A 22,174-nucleotide genomic window follows, 5' to 3' on the forward strand; every position below is an offset into this window, starting at 1 on the left:
TGGTCGGCAGTCGTGTTCCCGACTGCGATCGGAGGGCTCCGATGCCCGTCCCTGCCCCTGCCGTGCCCGCGCTGCGCGCCGAGCACCTGAGCAAGCGGTTCTCCCGGACGGTCGCCGTCGACGACCTCTCCCTGTCGGTCTCCCCGGGAGAGGTGTTCGGCTTCCTGGGCCCGAACGGAGCCGGCAAGTCCACGACGATCCGGATGGTCCTGGGGCTGCTGCGCCCCTCCGGTGGTCACGTCGAGGTGTTCGGCGTCCCCGCGCACGACGTGGGCCGGGCACACCGCCACCTCGCGTACGTCCCCGCCGACGTCGCCCTCTGGCCGGCGCTGACCGGGCGGGAGTGTCTGGACCTGCTCGCCGGCGTCGGCCCGGGCACCGACCTGGACTACCGGGCCGAGCTCGTCGAGCGGTTCGCCTTGGACCCGGACCGGCGGTCGCGCACCTACTCGACCGGCAACCGGCAGAAGGTCGCCCTGGTCGCCGCGTTCGCCACCCGCGCGCCGCTGCTGGTCCTGGACGAGCCGACCAGTGGGCTGGACCCGCTGATGGAGCGGGAGTTCCGCCGCTGCGTGACCGAGGCCGCGGACCGCGGGCAGACGGTGTTCCTGAGCTCGCACCAGCTCGCCGAGGTCGAGGCGGTCTGCGGCCGGGTGGGCATCCTGCGTCAGGGCCGGCTGGTGGAGGTCGCCGGGCTGCGGGAGCTGCGGCGGCTGCGCCGCTCGGAGATCAGCGTGACCCTGGCCCACCCGGTCGCCGCGGGAGTCGGGTTCGACGGCGTCGACGGCGTCGCCGACCTGCAGTGGCGCTCGCCGGTCGAGCTGACGATGACGCTGGCCGGGCCGCCCGCCCCGGTGCTGCGTGCACTGGCCGGTCTGGAGGTCGTCGCCCTCGACGTGCGTGAGCCCTCGCTGGAGGAGCTCTTCCTCGACTTCTACGGCGACCACCGGTCCTCGCGCGAGGAGCTGCGGGCATGACCGCCGGCACCGCGGCCGCCCCCACGACGTCCGCGGCGGGGAGGGCGCCGGAGCCGGGTGCGGCCGGCTGGGTGGTGACCGCACTGGCGGTGCGGTCGGTCAGTCGGGGCGCCGTCCTGGTCGCCGGGGTCGCCGCGGGCATGGCGGCGCTGGTCGCGGTCCAGCACCGGCAGCTGGACCAGGAGCTGGCCGGGGCGTCGCTGGCGGCGCTGGCGGAGAACCCGGCCATCCGCACCCTGTTCGGCCCGCCGGTCGCCCTCGACGACCCGGGCGGTTTCACCGTGTGGCGCACCGGGACGGCGATCGCGGTGCTCGTCGGCGTCTGGGCGGCGCTCGCCGCGACCCGGGTCACCCGGGGCGAGGAGGAGGTCGGCCGCTGGGACCTCCTGCTGGCCGGCCGGCTGAGGCTGCCGGCCGTGCTGCTGCGGCACCTGGCCGTGCTCCTCGGCGCGGCCGCGCTCGTCGGCGCCGGCACGGCCGCCGGCCTGGTGCTGGCCGGCACCGCGACGACCGGCGCGGTGCTGTTCGGTGCGCTCATCGGTGGCACCGGCATGGTGGGGGCGGCGCTGGGCGCGCTCGCCGCGCAGCTGCTGGCCGAGCGCCGGGCCGCCGCCGGTCTGGCGGTGGGGGTGCTGCTGGCCGGTCTGCTGACCCGGATGGTCGCCGACGGGGTGCCCGCGCTCGGGTGGCTGCACTGGCTCAGCCCGTTCGGACTGCTCGGCCGGAGCGCCCCGTTCGCCGCCGACCGGGTGCTGCCGCTGGTCGTGCTGGCCGCCGCCGTCGCCCTGTTGGTCGCGGCGGCGGCGACGGTCGCCACGCGCCGGGACGTCGGCAGCGGGCCGTGGCGTCGCTCCGGCGCCGTCGCGTCCGGCACCCGGGAGCTGCGGTCGCTGCCCGCGCTGGCGGCCCGCCACACCGGCCGCCCGGTCGTGGGCTGGGGGGCCGCCGTGGTCGCCTACTTCCTGCTCATCGGCCTGCTGGCCACGACGATGACCGACTTCCTGACCGAGAACCCGCGCTTCGCCGAGCTGGCCGCCCGGGCCGGCTTCGCCGAGCTCGGCAGCGTGCGGGGCTACGTGGCCTCGCTGTTCACCCTGCTGGCCGTGCCCGTCGGCGGGTTCGTCGCCAGCCGGGTCGCCGCCACGGCGGCCGACGAGGTCGCCGGCCGCCTCACGCTGCTCTACTCGCTGCCGGTGCGCCGGGTCCGCTGGCTGGCCGCCGAGCTGACCGGCGTGGCCACCGGCGCCGTCCTGCTCGCCGGTGTCGCCGGGCTGGCGACCTGGCTGGGCGCCACCTGGGTGGGTGCGGACCTGTCCGCCGGTGCGGCGCTGGCGGGGGTGCTGAACGTGCTGCCGATCGTGGCGGTGTGCCTGGGTGCGGCGGTCGCGGCGCTGGCGTGGGCGCCGGCCGCCGTCCTGCCGCTGGGGGTGCTGCCGGCCGCCGGCGGCTACCTGCTGCTGGTGCTCGCCGACACCCTGGCCTGGCCGGGCTGGGTCCGCGGGCTGTCGCCCTTCGCCCACGTCGCGGCGGTGCCCGCCGAGCCGGTGGACGTGCCCGGGCTGGCCGGGCTGCTGGTGGTGGCCGCAGCGCTGACCGCTGCAGGCCTGGCCGGGTACCGGCGGCGGGACCTGCGCGGATGACCCCGGGCCGGACGCGGGAAGAGGACCGCGTGCCACGCTGTTGGGCAGATCAGGACACCGGCCCTTGGAGCCGGTCAGCCCTGTGACCACAGTCGTGTGAGGAGCGCTCCGTGCAGTTGCCACCCCTGGTGGAGCCCGCCGCTGACCTGTCGATCGACGAGGTCCGCCGCTACAGCCGCCACCTGATCATCCCCGACGTCGGGATGGACGGGCAGAAGCGGCTCAAGAACGCCAAGGTGCTGGCCGTCGGTGCCGGTGGCCTCGGTTCGCCGGTGCTCATGTACCTGGCCGCCGCCGGCGTCGGCACGCTCGGCATCGTCGAGTTCGACACCGTCGACGAGTCGAACCTGCAGCGCCAGATCATCCACGGGCAGTCCGACGTCGGCCGGTCCAAGGCCGAGAGCGCCCGTGACTCGATCAAGGAGATCAACCCCTTGATCGACGTGCGGCTGCACGAGACCCGGCTGGACTCCGAGAACGTCGAGGAGATCTTCAGCCAGTACGACCTGATCGTCGACGGCACCGACAACTTCGCCACCCGCTACCTGGTGAACGACGCCTGCGTGCTGCTCGGCAAGCCCTACGTCTGGGGCTCGATCTACCGGTTCGACGGCCAGGTGTCGGTCTTCTGGAACGAGCACGGGCCGAACTACCGCGACCTCTACCCGGTGCCGCCGCCGCCCGGGATGGTCCCCTCCTGCGCCGAGGGCGGTGTCCTGGGCGTGCTCTGCGCGACCGTCGGCGCCATCCAGGCCACCGAGGCGGTCAAGCTCATCACCGGCATCGGCGAGACCCTGCTGGGCCGGCTGATGGTCTACGACGCCCTGGAGATGACCTTCCGGGAGATCAAGGTCCGCAAGGACCCGGAGGGCGAGCCGATCACCGGCCTCATCGACTACGAGGCGTTCTGCGGCGTCGTCTCCGAGGAGGCCCAGGAGGCCGCCGCGGGCTCGACGATCACCGTCGACGAGCTCAAGGACATGATGGACGCCGGCAAGGACTTCGCGCTGATCGACGTCCGGGAGCCCAACGAGTACGAGATCGTCTCCATCCCGGGCGCCACGCTGATCCCCAAGGACGAGATCCTCTCCGGCCGGGCGCTGGCGCAGCTGCCCAACGACAAGCCGATCGTGCTGCACTGCAAGACCGGCGTCCGCTCGGCCGAGGCGCTCGCCGCGGTCAAGAACGCCGGCTTCAAGGACGCCGTGCACGTCCAGGGCGGCGTGACCGCGTGGGCCACCCGCATCGACAAGGCACTCCCCACGTATTGAGCGGACCCTCTCGCTCGGGGGCCGTTCCCTCGTGTTGCCGCCGGGCCCCGGTACGCCACTGCGCGTGCCGGGGCCCGGCTGCGTTCTACTGAGGGCATGCCCGATCCCCGCCGTGCCGACCTGCTGATGCGGTTCCAGCGTGCTCAGGCGCAGTTCACCGACCGGGTGGACGCCGTCGAGCCCGGTGAGTGGGATGCCCCCGCGCTGCCGGAGTGGAGCGTCGCGGACCTGGTGGCCCACCTGACCGGCGAGCAGCTGTGGGTCCCGCTGCTGTTGGCCGGGGAGTCCCCGGACGCCATCGGCCCGCAGGTCCCGACCGACCCGGCCGAGCTGCTGGGCGGGGACCCGTTGTCGGCGTGGGAGTCCGCAGCAGACGCCGCGCTGACGGCCTGGGCCGCCGACGACGCGCTGTCCGGGACCGTGCGGCTGTCCGCCGGACCGGCACCGGCCAGTGACCACCTGACCGAGATGACCGTCGACCTGACCGTGCACGCCTGGGACCTCGCCCGGGCGGTCGGCGGGGACACCGTCCTGGACCCCGAGCTCGTGGCGGAGGCGTTCCGCCATGCCGAGGAGCACCTGGGCGAGGACGGCGTGCCCGGCGTGTTCGACGCCCCGGTCGAGGTGCCGCCGGGTGCGGACCTGCAGACCCGGATGCTGGCCCGGTTCGGTCGCCGGGCCTGACCGGCCCCCGGGCCGTCGGCAACGCGCCGTCGGCATCCGGACCCGGGGTGACCCGCGCGGCCTAGGCTGCCGTCCCGACACAGCCGAGCCGGAGGTCGCCCGATGAGCCAGCCACCCCAGGGTCCGCCCCCGCCCGGCGCGGACGGGCCCTCGCCGTCGGGTGGACAGCCGCCGCAGGGCGGTGGCTGGGGCCAGCCGCCGGGCCAGCCCGGTGGCTGGGGTCAACCGGCACCGGGGCAGCCCGGGGGTGGCTGGAGTCAGCCACCCGGCCAACCCGGCGGATGGGGGCAGCCGCCCGGTCAGCCCGCGCCCTGGGGGCAGCCCGGACCAGGTCAGCCCGCGCCCTGGGGGCCGTCCGCCCCTGGCCAGCCGCCGGGCGCGTACGGCGCCCCCGGCCAGCCGCCGTACCCGGGTCCCCCCGACCAGGGCGGGTCGACCGCCTCCGGTGGCGGTGACGACGAGCGCACGAAGCGGGTGACGGTCTTCGCCATCATCGCCGCGATCGTGCTGCTCGTCATCGTCGCGGTGGTGCTGACCCTGACCCTGACCGGGGACGACGAGGACGACCCCGTGCCGACGGCCGGTGCCGTGAGCTCGTCGTCCGCGCCGTCGTCCTCACCGTCCGCGCCCTCGTCCTCCTCTTCGCCGTCCTCCTCCTCGCCGGCCCCTGCCCCGGCGGGTCTGCTGGCGCAGCTGCCCAGCGACTTCACCGACTGCCAGGAGGGACAGCTCGAGGGCGACGGGGACCTCGCGGCCGCCGTCTGCGGGCCTGCGCTCACCCAGCCCGGCCCAGCCGGTGCCGTCTACTACGAGTACCCGGACGAGACCACCCTGACCTCGGTGTTCGCCGACGACGCCGCGGAACTGCGGCTCGGCGAGCTGCCCGAGGGCGACGACTGCTCGACCACCACCGGCCACGGCGAGTGGACCGACCCCAGCGGCGTCACCGGTGGTCTGGTGGCCTGCGCCCTGCTGCCCGACGGCGACGTGGTGATCGTGTGGACCGACGACGAGCACCTGATCGAGGGCGCCGTCCACGCACCGGGGACGACGCAGGACGACGTCGCCGCGCTGTACGAGTGGTGGACGGTCAACAGCTACTTCACCGGCTGAGGTCGGCACCGTGCGAGGCACCGGACCCGAGTCGCACTCGGCGGAGGACGTCGACGAGGCCGTCTACGACGTGGTCGAGTCGATCCCGCCCGGCAGGGTGAGCACCTACGGCGCGATCGGGCGGTTGGTCGGTGTGGGGCCGCGCCGGGTCGCCCGTGCGCTCTCCGCCGGTGGGGCGGCGGTGCCCTGGCACCGGGTCGTGCGCGCGGACGGGACGGCGGCCGAACCGGTCCGGGTGCGGCAGCTGGAGCTGCTGGCCGGGGAGGGCGTGCCGCTGCGCGGTGCCCGGGTCGACCTCGCCGCCGTGGGCTGGCCGGACGGCGCCTGAACCGGACTGTCGTACCCCCGTGGTCTCATCGGGACGTGCGGGGGGAGACGGGGAGAGCAGCGGTGGTCACGGCGGAGTCGTCGCCGGCCGGGTCGTCGCCGGCCGGGTCGTCGTGGGCGGGGTCGTCGTCGGCTGGCCCGGTGTACCGCCTGGTGCAGTCGGAGCCGGAGCCGGTGGTCCGCCCACAGCTCGACCCGACCCAGCAGGCGGTGGTCGACCACCGGGGTGGGCCGCTGCTGGTCCTGGCCGGCCCCGGCACCGGGAAGACCACCACGATCGTCGAGGCGGTCGCCGCGCGGATCGACGCCGGCGCCGACCCCGAGCGGCTGCTGGTGCTCACCTTCAGCCGCAAGGCCGCCGCCGAGCTGCGCACCCGGATCACCGCCCGGGTCGGGCGCACCATCCGCGAGCCCGTGGCCCGCACATTCCACTCCTACGCCTTCGGGGTGCTGCGCCGGGCCGCGGTGCTCCGCGGTGAGCCCGCGCCGCGGTTGCTGACCTCCGCCGAGCAGGACGCCGTGCTGGCCGAGCTGCTGCGGGGGGACGCCGACGAGGAGGGCGCCGTCCGCTGGCCCGCCGAGCTCGCCGCCGCGCTGGGCACCGACGGCTTCCGGGACGAGCTGCGCGAGCTGCTGCTGCGGGCCACCGAACGCGGCATCGACAGTCGGCGGCTGTCCGCCTGGGGCCGTGAACGCGGGCTACCGCACTGGGAGGCAGCCGCGGACTTCCTCCGGCAGTACCAGGACGTCTCGTACTTCGCGACGGTCGCCCGCGGCGGGGCCTCCGGGTACGACCCGGCCGAGCTGGTCCGCACCGCCATCGACGAGCTGCACGGCGACCCCGAGCTGCTGCGCACCGAGCGCGAGCGGGCGGGCTGGCTGTTCGTCGACGAGTACCAGGACACCGACCCCGCGCAGGTGGAGCTGGTCGAGCTGCTCGCCGGGGGTGGCGGCGACCTGGTCGTCGTCGGCGACCCCGACCAGGCGATCTACGCGTTCCGCGGGGCCGAGCCACGCGGGATCATCGACTTCCCGAGCCGCTTCCGGCACCGCGACGGCCGGCCGGCCGACCGGCTGTCCCTGGGCGTCTGCCGCCGCTCGGGCACCGAGCTGCTCAGCGTCAGCCGACGGGTCGCCGAGGGGCTGCCCGGGCCGTGGGAGCACCGCCGGTTGGCGGCGGGCGAGCACACCGACCCCGGCGCCGCGGAGGTGCACGTCTTCGACTCACCGTCCACGGAGGCCGCCTTCCTGGCCGACACCATGCGCCGCGCGCACCTGCTGGACGGCGTGCCGTGGTCGCAGATGGCGGTGGTGGTCCGGTCGGCCACCGCCGGCCTCGGCGCGGTCCGCCGGGCGCTGAGCCAGGCCGGGGTGCCGGTGGCCGTCTCCGCGGACGACGTCGCGCTCGCCGGTCAGCCAGCCGTCCAGCCGTTCCTGGCGGCGCTGACCGCGCTGCTGCCGGCCCCCGGTGCACCAGCTGCCGAGGGCGAGTCGCCGCCGGAGACGGGGCTGGACGAGCCCGGCGCCGAGGCCCTGCTCGCCTCCCCGCTGGGTGGGGCGACGGTGCTGGACCTGCGGCGGCTTCGCCGCGCAGTCCGCCGGGAGCTCGCCACGCGGGGCGAGGACCCGGCGGTCCGCGGGGCGCCGTTGGCGGCGGTGCTGGCCGACGCCACCCTGCTCGACGCGCTGCCCGAGCACCTGGCCCGGCCGGCGCTGCGGGTGGCCCGGGTGCTGTCGGCCGGCCGGCTCGCGCTGGCGGCCGACGGCAGCGCCGAGGACGTCCTGTGGGCGATGTGGCAGGCCAGCGGGCTGGCCACCCGCTGGGCACGCGCGAGCGCAGCCGGGGGTCCGCCGGGGGCGGTGGCCGACCGTGACCTGGACGCCGTCGTCTCGCTGTTCGACGCCGCCGCCGGCTTCGTCGACCGCCTCCCGCACGCCACCGTGGCCGCGTTCGTCCAGCACCTGGGCGCCCAGCAGTTGCCCGGTGACAGCGGCGCCGCGCGGGCACCGATGGGGGAGACGGTGCGGCTGCTGACCGCGCACGCGGCCAAGGGCCTGGAGTGGGACCTGGTGTGCGTCGCCGGGGTCCAGGAGGGCGTCTGGCCCGACCTGCGCAGCCGGGTGAGCCTCCTCGGTGCCGAGGACCTGGTCGATGCCGCCGGTGGCACCGACCCGGCCACGCTGGACCGGCGCACCCAGGCGATGGCCGAGGAGCGGCGGCTGTTCTACGTCGCCTGCACGCGGGCCCGCCGCCGGCTGCTGGTCACCGCCGTCGACGGCGCACTGGACGGCGGCGACGCCGGCGCGACCGCCTCGCGCTTCCTGGACCTCGTGGTGCCGCCCCCGGCCGACGGGGACGGCGCCCGGCCGCACACCCCGTTGCCGCGGCAGCTGACCCTCGCCGCGCTCGTCGCCGAGCTGCGCCGGCACCTCACCGACCCGCACACGGCGCCGGCCCGCCGGGCCAGCGCTGCTGCGGTGCTGCGCCGGCTGGCCGAGGAACGGGTGCCCGGGGCCGACCCGGCGGGCTGGTGGGGGCTGGCCCCGCTGTCCGACGACGCGCCGCTGGTCGACCCGGCCGAGGTGGTGCCCGTCCGGCCCTCGGCGATCGACACCTTCCAGCGGTGCCCACTGCGCTGGGTGCTCGGCGCGGTCGGCGCCGAGGCGGCCCCCGAGGCCACCCGCACCGTGGGGTCGGCGGTGCACGACGTCGCCCAGCAGGTGGCCGAGGGGCTGCCGCCCACAGCGGCGCCCGCTGCACTGGACACCGAGCTGGACGCCCTGGACCTGGGGCCGGGCTGGTTCGACCAGCGCCAGCGGGACCGGGCCCAGGAGATGCTGACCAAGTTCCTGGCCTGGCACGCCCGCGCCGACCGGGAACTGGTCGCGGCGGAGGAGGACTTCGACGTCACCGTCGGGCGGGCGCGGCTGCGCGGGCAGGTCGACCGCCTCGAGCGCGACGCCGAAGGCCGGCTGGTCGTCGTGGACCTGAAGACCGGCAAGACCGCCCCGCGGGCGGTGGAGGAGCACGGGCAGCTGGCGGCCTACCAGCTCGCCGTCACCGAGGGCGCCTTCGCCGCACACGGCACGGCCACCGGCGGGGCGGCGCTGCTGCAGGTCGGCGGCTCGCAGAAGGCGGCCAAGGAGCACGTGCAGTCGCCGCTGCCCCCCGACGTCGACCCGCGGGAGAGCTGGGCGGGCGAGCTGATCGCCGAGGTCGGCGAGGGGATGGGGGCCGGGGAGTTCGTGGCACGCACCGACACCGACTGCGAGCGGTGCGCCTTCCGCCGCAGCTGCCCGATGCAGGAGTCCGGCCGGCAGGTGACCCGATGACGCCGCGGACCGCCGCCTCCGACGGGCAGCTGAGCTTCGACCTGCCGGGGATGGTGCCGGTGGTCGCGCCAGAGCCGCCGCGCCTGCTGACCCCGTCCGAGACCGCGGTCCGCAGCGGCGTCGGCCACTCGCCGTCCCCGGAGCAGGCGGGCGTGGTCGCGGCTCCGGTCGACCGGCCGCTGGTCGTGGTCGCCGGTGCCGGGTCGGGGAAGACCGAGACGATGGCCGCCCGGGTCGCCTGGCTGGTCGCCAACCAGCTCGTCGCCCCCGAGGCGGTGCTCGGCCTGACGTTCACCCGCAAGGCGGCCAGCGAGCTCAACGCCCGGGTGCGCAAGCGGCTCGGCGCCCTGGCCGAGCACCCGGACACCGACCCGGGGCTGCGGGAACGGCTCGCCGTGGCGGCGCCGACGGTCGCGACCTACCACGGCTACGCGGCCAGCATCGTCGCCGAGCACGGGCTGCGGATCGGGGTCGAGCCCGGCTCGGGCGTGCTCGGGCCGGCCATGTGCTGGGGCCAGGCGGCCACCGCCGTCGCCGCGCACACCGGCGACATGAGCGACGTCGCCCTGGGCCTGGTCACCACCACCGAGGACGTGCTGCAGCTCGCCGCCGAGCTGGGGGAGCACGACATCACCCCCGACGCCCTGCGGGCCTGGACGGCGCGGTTCGAGTCCCAGCTGCGCGGCTACGCAGACGCCGGGCGGAAGAAGGGGCCGTACGCCGAGGTGCTCAAGCTGGTGGCCCGGCAGCGGGCCCGGGTCGCCCTGCTGCCCATGGTCGAGGCGTTCCAGGCGCGCAAGCGGGCGGCCGGGGCGATCGACTACGCCGACCAGGTCTCCCTGGCCGCCCGCGTCGCCGTCAGCTCAGCGGAGGTGGGCCGGCGGGAGCGCGCCCGCTGGCGGGTCGTCCTGCTCGACGAGTACCAGGACACCAGCGTCGGCCAGCTGCGGATGCTCGAGGCGCTCTTCGGCGGACCAGGCGGGCACCCGGTGCTGGCCGTCGGTGACCCCCGGCAGTCCATCTACGGCTGGCGGGGTGCCTCCGCCGGGACGATCGAGCGGTTCGCCCGCACCTTCCCCGGCACCCCCGAGCGCCCGGCCGAGCGGCTCACCCTGTCCACCAGCTGGCGCAACGACCGGGCGGTGCTGGCCGTGGCCAACACGGTGGCCGCCGCGCTGCCCGAGCCCGAGCAGCCGCTGCCGGACCTGCAGAGCTCGCCGGTCGCCGGGGGCGGCGCGGTGCGCTGCGGGCTGTACGAGACGGTCGCCGAGGAGACCGAGGCGCTGGCCGACCGGCTCGAGCAGTGCTGGAAGGGGACGGCCCCGGCGACCGGTCGGGGCGACGGGGACACCGACGGCGGCCGTGTGCCCCGGCCGACCATCGCGGTGCTCGCCCGGCGCCGGGCTCAGCTGCCGGGCATCGCCGCCGCGCTGCGCGCCCGCGGCCTGCCGGTGGAGGTGGTCGGGCTGGGTGGGCTGCTCGACGTCCCCGAGGTCTCCGACGTCGTCGCCACGCTGCGGGTGCTGGTCGACCCGAGCGCCGGCGACGCGCTGGGCCGGCTGCTCACCGGCGCCCGCTGGCGGATCGGGCCACGCGACCTGGCGGCGCTGGAGGCACGGTCCCGGGCGCTGGTCCGGGAGCGCCGCAGCCCGTCACCGGAACCGGTCGAGGACGGCACCCCGCCGCAGGCCGGTGCCCCGGCGAGCCCGGTCCTGCCCCGGGAGCGCGGCAGCATCGTCGAGGCCCTGGACGACCTCGGCCGCCCCGAGGCGTACTCGGCAGAGGGGCACCGGCGGCTCCGGCGGCTGGCCAACGAGCTCTCCGGGCTGCGGTCCCGGCTGGGTGAGTCGTTGCCCGACCTGGTCGACGAGGTGGTGCGCAGTCTCGGCCTGGAGACCGAGCTGGCCAGTCACCCGGACGTGACCCCCGGCGGTGCCCGCGCGCACCTGGACGCGCTGCACGAGGTCGCCGCCGAGTTCTCCGAGCTCGCCGAGCTGCCCTCGCTGCCGGCGTTCCTCGGCTACCTGGCCGACGCCGAGGTGCGGGAGCGGGGCCTGGAGCCCGGCGAGGTGGCGGTCAACCCGGAGGCGGTCCAGCTGCTCACCGGGCACTCGGCCAAGGGGCTGGAGTGGGACGTCGTCGCGGTGCCCGGGATGACCGTGGGCCAGTTCCCCGCCAAGGGTGATGCGTCGGACTCCTGGATCCGCGACCCGGGCGCCGTCCCGGTCGACCTGCGGGCCACCGACCGCGCCGAGCTGCCCAGGCTGCACCTGCCGGTCCCGGGCTCCGGCGACCAGGCCGCGGTGCGCGACGCGCTGGAGGACTACGTCGAGGAGTGGAAGGACTTCGGCCTGGCCGAGGAGATCCGGCTCGGCTACGTCGCGGTGACCCGGGCCAAGCACCTGCTGCTGTGCTCGGGCAGCTGGTGGCGCGACGGGAAGACCGTCTGCGGTCCGTCGTCCCTGCTCCTGGCGGTCAAGGGCGCCTGCGAGGACGGCGCCGGCGTCGTCGACGCCTGGGCGGAACCCCCGGCCGACGACGCCGAGAACCCGGCCCTGGCCGAGTGGCCGGTGGGCGTCTGGCCGGCCGACCCGCTGTCGGCCGGCCGTCGCCGCTCGCTCACCGCCGCTGCCGACCTGGTCGCCGCGACCCAGCCGCACCCGTTGACCACCGAGGCCCTCGGCGCGACCGACGACCCGCTGGTGGCCGACTGGCTGCGCGACGCCGACCTGCTGCTGCGCGAGCGGGCCGAGCACTCCCGCGGCACGGTCGACGTCCCGCTGCCCACCCACCTGTCGGTCTCCGCGCTGGTCGCGCTGCGCCGTGACCCCGGCGAGCTGGCCCGTCGGCTGCGCCGGCCGATGCCGGCGGCACCTGCGCCGCTGGCCCGGCGGGGCACCGCCTTCCACGCCTGGCTGGAGGAGCGGTTCGGGGCCGCCCGGCTGATCGACCTGGACGAACTGCCCGGCAGCGGGGACGCCGGGGCGGCCCCCGACGCCGCGCTCACCGCGCTGCAGCAGGCCTTCCTGGCCGGGGAGTGGGCCGACCGGCAGCCCGTCGACGTCGAGGCGCCGTTCGAGACACCGCTGGGGCCGCTGACCCTGCGCGGCCGGATCGACGCCGTCTACGCCACCCCCGACGGCGGCTACGAGGTCATCGACTGGAAGACCGGTCCGGTGCCGGGGGCCGCCGAGCTCGCCGCCGCCGCCGTCCAGCTGGCCGCCTACCGGCTGGGCTGGTCCCGGCTGACCGCCGTGCCGGTGGAGCGGGTCAGCGCCGGCTTCCACCACGTCGCCGCCGGGGTCACCCTGCGGCCGGCCGACCTGCTGGACGAGGCCGGCCTGCTCGCCCTGGTCACCGGAGGTCCGGCCGGCTGAGGTGCGCCTCGTCCGCCGAGGCCCGGGCGCCTCACGTGCCGCCGGTCTCGTCCTCCGGGGCGGGAGCGTCCCGTTCGTCGCGGACGGTCGCCGGGGCCAACGGTGCGCCGGACAGGTGCGCCGCCTCGGCGATCTTGTAGCCCGCGATGGGCACGGTGAACAGCTGCAGCGCGATGGCCACCAGCAGGGTCAGCACCGCCGAGACCCCCGGTGCCAGCACGACGACGCCGAACAGGACGCAGACCAGTCCCAGGCTCGCCGCCTTGGTGGCTGCGTTGGCGCGGTTGTAGACGTCCGGCAGCCGGACCAGGCCGACGCCCGCGGCGCCGATCAGCAGGACGCCGATGACCGCCAGGCCCTGGCCCAGCACGCTCTGCAGGGTCATCGGGCCCGCTCCGCGACCAGCCGCGCGAACGCCACCGTGGCGAGGAAGCCGACCAGCGTGGCGACGAGGACCAGGTCGAGCAGCGCCGGGGTGCGCAGGCGCACGGCCAGCAGGGCGATGCCGGCGACGACGACCACGAAGCCGTAATCGACGGCCAGCGCCCGGTCGGCGTCGGTGGGGCCCGTCACCAGCCGCCAGGCGGCGACCAGGAGGGACAGGGCCAGGACGGCGAGCGCCACGTCCAGCACGACCACCGCTCAGCTCCGGCGGTCGTCGTCGGGGACCCGGGCGTCGGGCCGTGGGGTCACCGGCCGCAGGGCAGCGAGCATCTGGTCCTCCAGTTCGTGCAGTTCGGCACGGAACGCGTCGGGGTCGCCGGCGTGCATCCCGTGCACGGTCAGCAGTCGCCGCTCCCGGTCCAGCTCGATCGGCAGCGTGCCGGGGGTCAGCGCGATCAGGCTCATGAACGTCGCCACCTCGAACGGTGTCCGGCTGTGCACCGCGATGACGACCACGGCCGGCGCCACCTGCTGCCCGGGGGTCAGGACCTCGCGGGCGACCGCGACGTTCGCACGCAGGAACCGGACGAGGAACCGCGCGGCGAAGGCCGTGACCCGCCAGGCGCGGCGTGCGCTGCGCTGCGGCAGCGAGGCCGGGCCGGCCCCGGGGTCGGTGCTCATCGCCCGGTCACCGCCGCCACCCAGCCGGAGGGGTCGGCCAGTCCGGCACCGGCCGCGGCGCTGACGGAGAGCAGCGGCTCGGCCCAGAGCCCGAGGACGACGGCGGCCGCCGCGAGGAACACCGGCGGGGCGAGCACCAGCGGCCGCACCCGGCTCCCGAGGGCGCTGGTCACGGCCGGCGCACCGCCGTCCACGGCTGGTCCCTCGGTGCCCTCACCCTCGGCGTCCTCGGCAGGCGGCTCCCAGAAGACGCCGTTCCACAGCTTCACCATCGACAGCAGGGTCAGCAGGCTCACCCCGACGACGAGGGCCACCGCCAGGTGCTGCCCCGCGGAGGCGGCCGCCGAGGCCACCCCCAGCTTGGCGACGAACCCCGACAGCGGTGGGATGCCCGCCAGCGTGAGCGCGGCGACGGCGAAGGTGCCGGCCAGCAGGGGTTCCCGCCGGGCCAGGCCGCCGAGCCGGTCGAGCTCCCCGGTCCCGTAGCGGTGTTCCACCACCGCCGCACACATCAGGAGTGCCGTCTTGACCAGCACGTACTGGACCAGGAAGAAGACCGTGGCGCTCAGCCCGGCAGCGGTGGAGAGGGCCAGCCCGACGAAGACGTAGCCGATCTGGCTCACCATGTGGAAGGTGAGGACCGGCCGCATCGCGTGCTCGCCCACCGCGCCGAGCACGCCGATGACCATGGTCAGCAGGGCCACGGCCATGATCACCCACAGGTACCGCGGTGTGCCCCCGTAGACGACGGAGTACAGCCGGATGACGGCGTAGACGCCGACCTTGGTGAGCAGCCCGGAGAAGAGCACGGCGACGGCCGGCCCGGTCCGCGAGTAGGTCTGGGGCAGCCACCCGTGCAGCGGGACGACCGCCGACTTCACGCTCAGCGCGAGCAGCACCACTGCCGCGGCGAACCCGACGGCCGGCGACGACTCGCCGGCGCCGGCCAGCTCACCCAGGTTCACCGTGCCCGCGGCGCCGTAGACGAGACCGACCCCGGCGAGCAGGACGGTCGAGGCCATCAGGCTGATGCTGACGTACAGCCGGGCGGCGGCCAGCCGCTCGGCCCCGCCGCCCGCGGCGAACAGCAGGTAGCTCGGCACGAGCATGACCTCGATGAAGACGAACAGGTTGAACAGGTCGGCGGTGAGCACGGCGCCGGAGACCCCGGCCATCAGGACCAGCACGAGGGGGACGAAGGCCGCGTCCTCGTCCTCGCCGAGGGCTGCGGCGAACGGCAGGCTGACCAGGACCAGCAACGAGGTGACCGCCAGCATCACCGCACTGAAGGTGTCCGCGGCGAAGACGATCGCGATCCCCGGCTGCCAGCCACCCAGCTGGAGCACGGGCACCGACCCGTCCGACGTCGCGGCGAGCAGGAAGCCGGCGAAGACGAGCACCCCGCCGGCGGCGGCCGGCCCGACCACCCGGTCGAGGCGGGTGGTGTGCGGCCGGAGGTGGTGCACGAGCGCCAGCAGCCCGGACAGCAGCAGCGGCCCGGCCACCGGCAGGACGAGGAGGCCGCCGGTCACGACGCCCCGCCCTCGGATGCGTCGGTGCGCCGGCCGCGGTCGGCGGTCGCGTCGTCCCGATCCGCGTCGTCCCGGTCTGAGCCGTCCGCGAGGGACGGTGCATCGGAGCGGGCGGGCGGATGGCCGGTCGTTGCACCCGGATCGCCCGCCCGGGCCAGGGCGAGCATGTACACGGTGATCCCGAAGGTGATCACCACCGCGGTCAGCACGAAGGCCTGGGGGAGCGGGTCGGCGGCCACGTCGGCCTCGGTCTCCCCGAGCAGCGGGGCGCCGCGCCGCTGCATGCCGCCGGCGGAGACCAGGAGGACGTTCACCGCGTGTCCGAGCAGGACGAAGCCCAGGACGATGCGCAGGAGCCCCCGCCGCAGCAGCAGGAAGACCCCGCCGGCCACCAGGAGGCCCACCACGAGTGCGGCGCTCACGGCGCCTGCTCCGGGACTCCGCTGGTGACCAGCGGACCGGTGACCGGGGGACCGGGCGGCTCGTCCGCAGCGGTGCGGTCCGGCTGCTCGAGTCGCGTGACGGCGGCCGCGAGGAGGCCGAGCACCAGCAGGTAGACCCCCAGGTCGAAGAGGAACGTGGAGCCGATCCCGAGGGCGTGCAGCAGCGGGAGCTCGACCGGGGTCAGGAAGGCCCGGCCCTGCACGGTGGGCAGCGCCCCGACGGCCACCACGAGCACCAGGCCCGCGCCGGCGAGCCGGTCGGGCCGGGTCAGCCGGCCGAGGAAGGTGCCGGAGCCGTGGGTCAGCTGGTTCAGCGCGATCGCGGCCCCGGCGACCAGGGCGGCGATGAACCCACCGCCCGGTTCGTCGTGGCCCCGCCAGAGGAGGAAGGCCGAGAGCAGGAACATGCCCGGCACCAGCACCCGGCCGCCGACCTCGAGCACGGCGTCACCCCGGGCACCCGGTGTGACGGTGCGGCGCCGCTCGGAGCGGCCGAGCACCAGGGCCGTGCCCAGCGCGGTCGTGCCCAGCACGACGGCCTCACCGAGGGTGTCCAGTCCGCGGTAGTCGACCAGGATCGTGTTGACGACGTTCGTGCCACCGGTCTGCTCTTCCGTCGAGTCGAGAAAGTGCTCACCGACCGCGGAGAGCTCCCGGCGGCCGGTGAACGCGAGGGTGGCCAGCGTCGCGGCCACGCCGGCCCCCAGCGCCAGCGCGGCGGCCGGGACGGCCGCACGCCGCGGGCTGCGCACGAACCGGCTCGGGACGCCCCGCAGCACCAGGACCGCCACCACCGCGGTCATCACCTCCACGAGCATCAGGGTGAGCGCGACGTCGGGGGCCCCGGCGAGGAGGAACCACGTCGCCACGAGCAGGCCGGTGATGCCGACCAGCCCCACTGCCGCCAGGGTCGAGCCGGTCAGCACCGCGGCCGGCACGACCACCGCCAGCAGCCCGGCGACCACCCAGTCGAGGGGGCGGTCGGTGTCCGCGCGCGAGGGCAGCCCACCGACGACCAGGGCCCCGACCCCGCCCAGCGCGACCACCGCCACCAGCGGGCGGCTCAGGTGCGCGGCGGGGGAGGAGGTGCGCTCCGGGCCGCCCACCACGTGTCCGAGCGCGATCACCCCGTCGTGTCCCCGGTCGAACAGCCGACCTGCATCGGGGAGACGGAGGCGCTGCAGGGCTCGGTCGACGGGAGCGCGGAAGCCGAACAGGACCAGCCCGAGCACGATCGTCAGCGCGGACATGGCCAGTTCCGGGCTCAGCCCGTGCCAGAAGTACACCTCCGGGGGGTCCCCGGCCGGGGCGACGTCGCTGGCGGCCGAGACGATCATCGGGCTCAGCACGCTGACCGCGGGGCCGAGCACCAGGCCGAGCCCCGCGGCGACGGCTCCGGGCAGCAGGAAGGCGGCCGGGGGCTCGGAGACGTCGGAGTGCTGCTCGGAGCCGCCGAACCCGCCGTGCACGATCCGGGCGGCGTAGGCGAACGTCAGCACCGAGGCGGTGACCCCCAGCGCCAGGGCCACCGGGCCGGCCCACGGCGCGCCCTCGGCCTCCAGCAGTCCGATGAACAGGTACTCCTTGCTCACGAAGCCGAGCATCGGGATGACGCCGGCCAGCGAGAGGGCGGCCAGCACCGTCGTCGCCGCGGTGACCGGCATCGCCCGCCACATGCCGGAGAGCTCCCGGATGTCGCGGGTCCCGGTCTCCTCGTCGACGATCCCGGCGAGCATGAACAGGGTCGCCTTGAACAGTGCGTGGGCGAAGGTGTGCAGCACGGCGGCCGCCAGTGCCTCCGGCGTCCCGACCCCGATGACGGCGACCAGCAGACCGAGCTGGCTCACCGTCGAGTAGGCGAGGATCCCCTTCAGGTCGTTCTCCCGCAGCGCCAGGAACGCGCCGGTCACCGCCGTCAGCAGGCCGATGCTGATCAGCGCCGTCGACCAGGCGGACTCCTCGGCGAACAGCGGCGAGAAGCGCAGCAGCAGGTAGATGCCGGCCTTGACCATGGTCGCCGAGTGCAGGTATGCGCTCACCGGCGTCATGGCCACCATCGCGCCGGGCAGCCAGAAGTGGAAGGGCAGCTGTGCGGACTTCGTGCACGCCGCCAGGACGAGGAGCCCACCGATCGGCCAGGCCAGCCCGGAGTCCAGCACCCGGTCGGGCTCGGCGAGGATCGTCGCCAGGTCCGTCGTCCCCGCGGCGACGGTGAGCAGGACCACGGCAGCGAGCAGCGCCAGGCCACCGGCCGCGGTCACCAGCAGGGCCTGCCGGGCCGGGCGGGCCGCGGCGGCGCCGGCGGTGGAGATCAGGAAGAAGGAGCAGACCGTGGTCAGCTCCCAGAAGACGTACAGCAGGACCACGTCGGCCGCCAGGACGAGGCCGAGCATGCTGGTCGCGAAGAGGGTCAGCAGCAGGTAGACGGTGCCGTGCGGCTCGTCCTCGGCGAGGTAGCCGGGGCAGTAGGCCATGACCAGGGCACCGACGCCCAGCACGATGAGGCAGAAGACCCCGGCGACGCCGTCCAGGCGCAGCGACAGCGAGACGCCCAGCGACGGGAGCCACTCCCACGACGCGGTCTCGGTGTCACCGGCCCACACCCGCGGGGCGGCTGAGGCGAGCAGCGCCGCGACCGCCAGGTAGCCGGCTGCCAGCGGGTACCCGGTGTTGCGGCCGAGGCGCCGGGCCAGCGGCGGTGCGGCCACGGCGAGCGCGAGCATGCCCAGCAGGGCGAGGACGAGGAGCACCGCTCAGTCGTCAGCCGGGCAGGTGGCCGCCGCGGGAGCGGGGCAGTGCGGCGGCACGGTCACCAGGCCGCGCTACCCGAGCCCGCTCCTCGTCAACCCGGCGTCCGTCGCCGGGGCGGCCGCCCCCCGCGCGACCCGGTCCAGCACCGCCCGGGCGAGGTCCTCGGGCGCCTGCTCGGGGACCCAGTGGCTGATCCCGGGGAGCTCCACGAAGCGGTAGTCGCCGGTCACCTGGTCCGCGCACGCCTCGGCCGCGATCCGGCCCACCGCGACGTCGCCGTCGCTCCACACGTACGTCGTCGGCACCTCCACCGGGTCGACCCGGGTGGCCGAGCTCATCGCCCGGTACCAGTTCAGCGCGGCGGTGAGTGCGCCCGGCGCCGAGAGCTGCTGCACGTAGACGTCGACCGCCTCGGCGGGCACGCCCGGGGCGTCGAGCATCCGGCGCAGCCGCCGGGCACCGTCGGCCAGCAGCACCTCCTCGGCCTTGCCGGCCTGCCAGAAGAGCTTGATGTAGGCCGATCGCTCCTTCTGCTCCGGGTCGGCGCGGAAGGCCAGCGTGTAGGCCGTCGGGTGCGGCACCGAGACGGCGGTCAGCGTGCGCACCCGGTCGGGGTGCCAGCCGGCCAGCCCCCAGGCGACGTTCGCGCCCCAGTCGTGCCCGACGACGTCGGCGACCGGCACGTCCAGCGCGGTCATCAGGTCCGCGGTCACCTGCACCAGGTTGGTCAGGGCGTAGGCGTCCACCTCGCCCGGACGGGCGCCGGGGGAGTAGCCGAGCTGGTCGGGGGCGTAGGTGCGCAACCCGGCCTCGGCCAGCAGCGGGGTGACCGCCGACCAGCTCAGCGACGTCTCCGGGAAGCCGTGCAGCAACAGCACCGGCGGGCCGTCCTCCGGCCCGTCCGTCCGCACGTCGAAGGTCAGGTCGCCCACGTCCACCTGCAGCATCCCCACGGCCATGCAGGGAACCTAGCCCGGTACCTGGGCCGTCGCGTCGGTGCGGCGGGATACGGTCCACGGCGTGAGCAGCTCCGCCGAACGCGACTTCGTCACCGCCCACCTCGACGACCTGCACGCCGACCTCGACGCCTGGCTGCGCATCCCGTCGATCTCGGCCGACCCGGCGCACGCCGGCGACGTCGCGGCCAGCGCCGAGTGGCTGGCCGAGGCGCTGCGCCGCACCGGGTTCCCGACCGTGGAGGTCTGGCCGACCGCCGGGGCGCCGGCCGTCTTCGCCGAGTGGCCGTCCGCCGACGCCGGGGCGCCGGTCGCCCTGGTCTACGGGCACCACGACGTCCAGCCGGTCGACCCGCTGGAGCTGTGGGAGCACCCGCCGTTCGAGCCCACCCGGGTCGAGGGCCCCGACGGGCCGGAGCTGCACGCCCGCGGCGCCATCGACGACAAGGGCAACGTCGCCTTCCACCTGCTCGGCATGCGCGCCCACCTGGCCGCCACCGGCCGGGACACCCCCGCCGTGACGGTGAAGCTGGTCATCGAGGGCGAGGAGGAGTCGGGCTCGCCGTACTTCGCCGACCTGCTGCGCGCCCACGCCGACCGGCTGGCCTGCGACGTCATCGTGGTCAGCGACACGGGCATGGCCGCCCCCGACGTCCCCAGCGCGGTCACCGCCATGCGCGGGCTCGCCGACGCCGAGATCACCCTCCGCGGCCCCGCCGTCGACCTGCACTCGGGCTCCTTCGGTGGCGCGGTGCCCAACCCGCTGCACGCCATGGCCGAGCTGCTGGCCGCGCTGCACGACGAGTCCGGGCGGGTCACCCTGCCCGGCTTCTACGACAAGGTCCGGCCGCTCACCGACCGCGAGCGCGAGCTGATGGGCCGCGTGCCGTTCGACGAGCAGGCGTGGCTGGCCGGCCCGGCCGCCTCCCGGGTGGCCACCGGCGAGGCGGGCTTCAGCACCCTGGAGCGGATCGGCGCCCGCCCGACCGCGGAGGTCAACGGCATGTGGGGTGGCTACACCGGCCCCGGCCACAAGACGATCGTCCCCGCCGAGGCGCACGCCAAGGTGACCTTCCGGCTCGTCGCCGACCAGGTGCCCGCCGACCTGGGCGAGCAGGTGCGCGCCTGGGTGCAGGGGAACACCCCCGCCGGCATCGAGGCCGACGTGCACGTCCCGCCCGGCGGGGTCCCCCCGTGCCGCAGCGACATCGACCACCCGGCGATGGACGCCCTGCTGCGGTCGATCGGGCAGGCCTTCGACACCGGCGCCGACCAGGTGCTGTTCACCCGCGAGGGCGGCAGCGGCCCGGAGGCCGACCTGGCCGGCATCCTCGGGGCCCCGCTGCTGTTCCTCGGCGCCGGGCTGCCCACCGACCGGATCCACTCGCCGAACGAGCGGGTGCTGCTGCCGATGCTGTACCGCGGTGCGGAGGCCGCTGCCCACCTGTGGCGCGAGCTGGCCGCCGTCCCGTTCCCGGCGCGCTGAGCAGCGGCGGGGAGTGCCGAGGATGAGCGGGCCGGGCCCGGGGGTGACGGGGCGGTCGACCGGTCAGGACGGCGCACCCGTGCCCGGTTGGTACCCCGACCCGGACGGTGCCCCCGGGCTGGTCCGCTGGTGGAACGGCCTCACCTGGTCCGACGTGACCACCCCGGCCGGGCCCGGCGTCTCCGTCGGCCGGGGGTTCGAGGCCCCGCCGGCCCAGGCCCCGGCGCCGTCCTGGGACTCCTGGGGCAGTCCCGAGCCATCCCGGCCACGTCGCAGCCCGCGGCTGATCGGCCTCGGCGGGTTCCTGCTGGTGCTCGTGCTGGTGCTGGCCGGGCTGCTGGTCAACGCCGCAGGGGGCACCGACCCCGAGCCGGACGACGAGTCGCCCGTGGCCGCGGCCGCCCCTGCGCCCGGCCAGGAGTTCCCGCCGGGCACGGTGCGGATCATCGACGCGGCCGCCGGCATCTCCTACCCCTTCCTCGGCGACGGCTGGTTCGAGTGGGACCGCGGGGTGCAGCTGGAGACCACCGAGGTGGCCGGGCAGTACTTCGTCACCCAGGAGGAGCTGCCCGGCGAGAACGGCGTCTTCATCGCCCAGTGCACCTCCGGGCCACTGGTCCCCGCCTACGGCTGGGCCGGCCCGGAGAGCCTGCAGTCGACCGCGACCGCACTGGCCGACTCGGTGCGGACCCGGTACTACCCGGAGCCCAACGAGCGTGTGGTCCGCCGGGACGAGGCGGTGACCGTCGACGGGGCGGCAGCCTGGGTCGTGGAGTTCGACCTCACCTGGGACGTGCCGGGCTACGACTCCAGCGGTGAACGGGCGGCTCTGCTCCTCGTCGACGTCGGCCGGCCCACGCCTGCGCTCCTCTACCTCTCGATCCCCAACACCCACGCCGAGCTGTACGGCGCCATCGACCGTGTCCTCGCCGACGTCCAGGTGCTGTGACCGCCCCGCTCACGTCCCCGTACGCCCGAGCCGCCAGGCCACGAGTCGGTAGGTCGGCAGCAGCACGGTGAGGACGCCGAGGACGACGGCGAGACCCGGGTCGAAGGTCATCGCCCAGAGCGTCGCGGCGACGCCGACGACGGCCCCGAGCAGACACACCTGTCGGTACGCCCGGACGAAGCCGGGTCCGTCCGAGGGTGGTCCGGTCCGTCCGGTCATGGTGATCGAGCTGACAGAGCGGTGCCCGTGAGGCGACGGATGTCGTCCGGT

At 75.7% G+C, this 22,174-nt stretch carries 18 protein-coding genes; 10 read left to right on the plus strand and 8 right to left on the minus strand.

Annotated elements, in window-relative coordinates; translation table 11 throughout:
* The first annotated feature begins 41 nt into the window (after positions 1-41).
* From O2W20_RS05475 to O2W20_RS05510, 8 genes are all read left to right on the plus strand, one after another.
* Positions 42-977, plus strand: a complete 936-nt coding sequence (locus O2W20_RS05475) for an ABC transporter ATP-binding protein (protein WP_269170719.1) — start codon at positions 42-44, stop codon at positions 975-977.
* Complete coding sequence (locus O2W20_RS05480) at positions 974-2,617, plus strand: hypothetical protein (RefSeq protein WP_269170720.1); 1,644 nt, start codon at positions 974-976, stop codon at positions 2,615-2,617. The genes O2W20_RS05475 and O2W20_RS05480 overlap by 4 nt, the downstream gene beginning before the upstream one ends.
* Positions 2,618-2,727: 110 nt before the next feature.
* Entirely contained in the window at positions 2,728-3,888 is a 1,161-nt protein-coding gene (gene moeZ, locus O2W20_RS05485) for an adenylyltransferase/sulfurtransferase MoeZ (protein WP_269170721.1), read from the plus strand.
* A 96-nt stretch (positions 3,889-3,984) separates the two neighbouring features.
* Entirely contained in the window at positions 3,985-4,572 is a 588-nt protein-coding gene (locus O2W20_RS05490; protein ID WP_269170722.1) for a TIGR03086 family metal-binding protein, read from the plus strand.
* Between the two features lie 474 nt (positions 4,573-5,046).
* The gene (locus O2W20_RS05495) at positions 5,047-5,685 is read left to right on the plus strand and encodes a hypothetical protein (protein WP_269170723.1); all 639 of its coding nucleotides are present in this window, start codon (positions 5,047-5,049) and stop codon (positions 5,683-5,685) included.
* 10 nt (positions 5,686-5,695) lie between these two features.
* On the plus strand, positions 5,696-6,013 hold the full coding sequence (locus O2W20_RS05500; RefSeq protein WP_269170724.1) for an MGMT family protein: 318 nt from the start codon (positions 5,696-5,698) through the stop codon (positions 6,011-6,013).
* A gap of 140 nt (positions 6,014-6,153) precedes the next feature.
* Positions 6,154-9,345, plus strand: a complete 3,192-nt coding sequence (locus tag O2W20_RS05505; protein ID WP_269170725.1) for an ATP-dependent helicase — start codon at positions 6,154-6,156, stop codon at positions 9,343-9,345.
* On the plus strand, positions 9,342-12,722 hold the full coding sequence (locus tag O2W20_RS05510) for an ATP-dependent DNA helicase (protein ID WP_269170726.1): 3,381 nt from the start codon (positions 9,342-9,344) through the stop codon (positions 12,720-12,722). Before O2W20_RS05505 ends, O2W20_RS05510 begins: the two co-directional genes overlap by 4 nt.
* 31 nt (positions 12,723-12,753) lie before the next feature.
* Here the strand turns inward: O2W20_RS05510 and mnhG are convergent, their stop codons facing one another.
* The 7 genes from mnhG to O2W20_RS05545 all read right to left on the minus strand — a co-directional run bounded on the left by mnhG (position 12,754) and on the right by O2W20_RS05545 (position 19,472).
* On the minus strand, positions 12,754-13,107 hold the full coding sequence (gene mnhG / locus O2W20_RS05515; RefSeq protein WP_269170727.1) for a monovalent cation/H(+) antiporter subunit G: 354 nt from the start codon (positions 13,105-13,107) through the stop codon (positions 12,754-12,756).
* Positions 13,104-13,361 (minus strand): monovalent cation/H+ antiporter complex subunit F, encoded by a 258-nt coding sequence (locus O2W20_RS05520; protein WP_269170728.1) that lies wholly within the window; start codon positions 13,359-13,361, stop codon positions 13,104-13,106. Before O2W20_RS05520 ends, mnhG begins: the two co-directional genes overlap by 4 nt.
* 3 nt (positions 13,362-13,364) lie before the next feature.
* Positions 13,365-13,787, minus strand: coding sequence for a Na+/H+ antiporter subunit E (locus tag O2W20_RS05525; RefSeq protein ID WP_269170729.1), 423 nt, complete (start codon positions 13,785-13,787; stop codon positions 13,365-13,367).
* The gene (locus O2W20_RS05530) at positions 13,784-15,319 is read right to left on the minus strand and encodes a monovalent cation/H+ antiporter subunit D family protein (RefSeq protein WP_269170730.1); all 1,536 of its coding nucleotides are present in this window, start codon (positions 15,317-15,319) and stop codon (positions 13,784-13,786) included. The genes O2W20_RS05525 and O2W20_RS05530 overlap by 4 nt, the downstream gene beginning before the upstream one ends.
* Positions 15,316-15,741 carry a sodium:proton antiporter gene (locus O2W20_RS05535; protein ID WP_269170731.1) on the minus strand — a complete coding sequence of 142 codons (426 nt, stop codon included), beginning with the start codon at positions 15,739-15,741 and terminating at the stop codon, positions 15,316-15,318. The genes O2W20_RS05530 and O2W20_RS05535 overlap by 4 nt, the downstream gene beginning before the upstream one ends.
* Complete coding sequence (mbhE, locus tag O2W20_RS05540) at positions 15,738-18,512, minus strand: hydrogen gas-evolving membrane-bound hydrogenase subunit E (RefSeq protein WP_269170732.1); 2,775 nt, start codon at positions 18,510-18,512, stop codon at positions 15,738-15,740. The genes O2W20_RS05535 and mbhE overlap by 4 nt, the downstream gene beginning before the upstream one ends.
* Before the next feature lie 72 nt (positions 18,513-18,584).
* Entirely contained in the window at positions 18,585-19,472 is an 888-nt protein-coding gene (locus O2W20_RS05545; protein WP_269170733.1) for an alpha/beta fold hydrolase, read from the minus strand.
* Between the two features lie 61 nt (positions 19,473-19,533).
* Here O2W20_RS05545 and O2W20_RS05550 point away from each other — a divergent pair, with 61 nt between their 5' ends.
* Together O2W20_RS05550 and O2W20_RS05555 are read left to right on the plus strand one after the other, a co-directional pair.
* Positions 19,534-20,955 (plus strand): M20/M25/M40 family metallo-hydrolase, encoded by a 1,422-nt coding sequence (locus O2W20_RS05550; protein WP_269170734.1) that lies wholly within the window; start codon positions 19,534-19,536, stop codon positions 20,953-20,955.
* 79 nt (positions 20,956-21,034) lie between these two features.
* Complete coding sequence (locus tag O2W20_RS05555; protein ID WP_269170735.1) at positions 21,035-21,904, plus strand: DUF2510 domain-containing protein; 870 nt, start codon at positions 21,035-21,037, stop codon at positions 21,902-21,904.
* Positions 21,905-21,913: 9 nt separating this feature from the next.
* Here the strand turns inward: O2W20_RS05555 and O2W20_RS05560 are convergent, their stop codons facing one another.
* On the minus strand, positions 21,914-22,123 hold the full coding sequence (locus tag O2W20_RS05560) for a hypothetical protein (protein ID WP_269170736.1): 210 nt from the start codon (positions 22,121-22,123) through the stop codon (positions 21,914-21,916).
* Between the last annotated feature and the right edge of the window lie 51 nt (positions 22,124-22,174).

The organism is Modestobacter sp. VKM Ac-2982 (assembly GCF_026967935.1).
Taxonomy (GTDB): domain Bacteria; phylum Actinomycetota; class Actinomycetes; order Mycobacteriales; family Geodermatophilaceae; genus Modestobacter.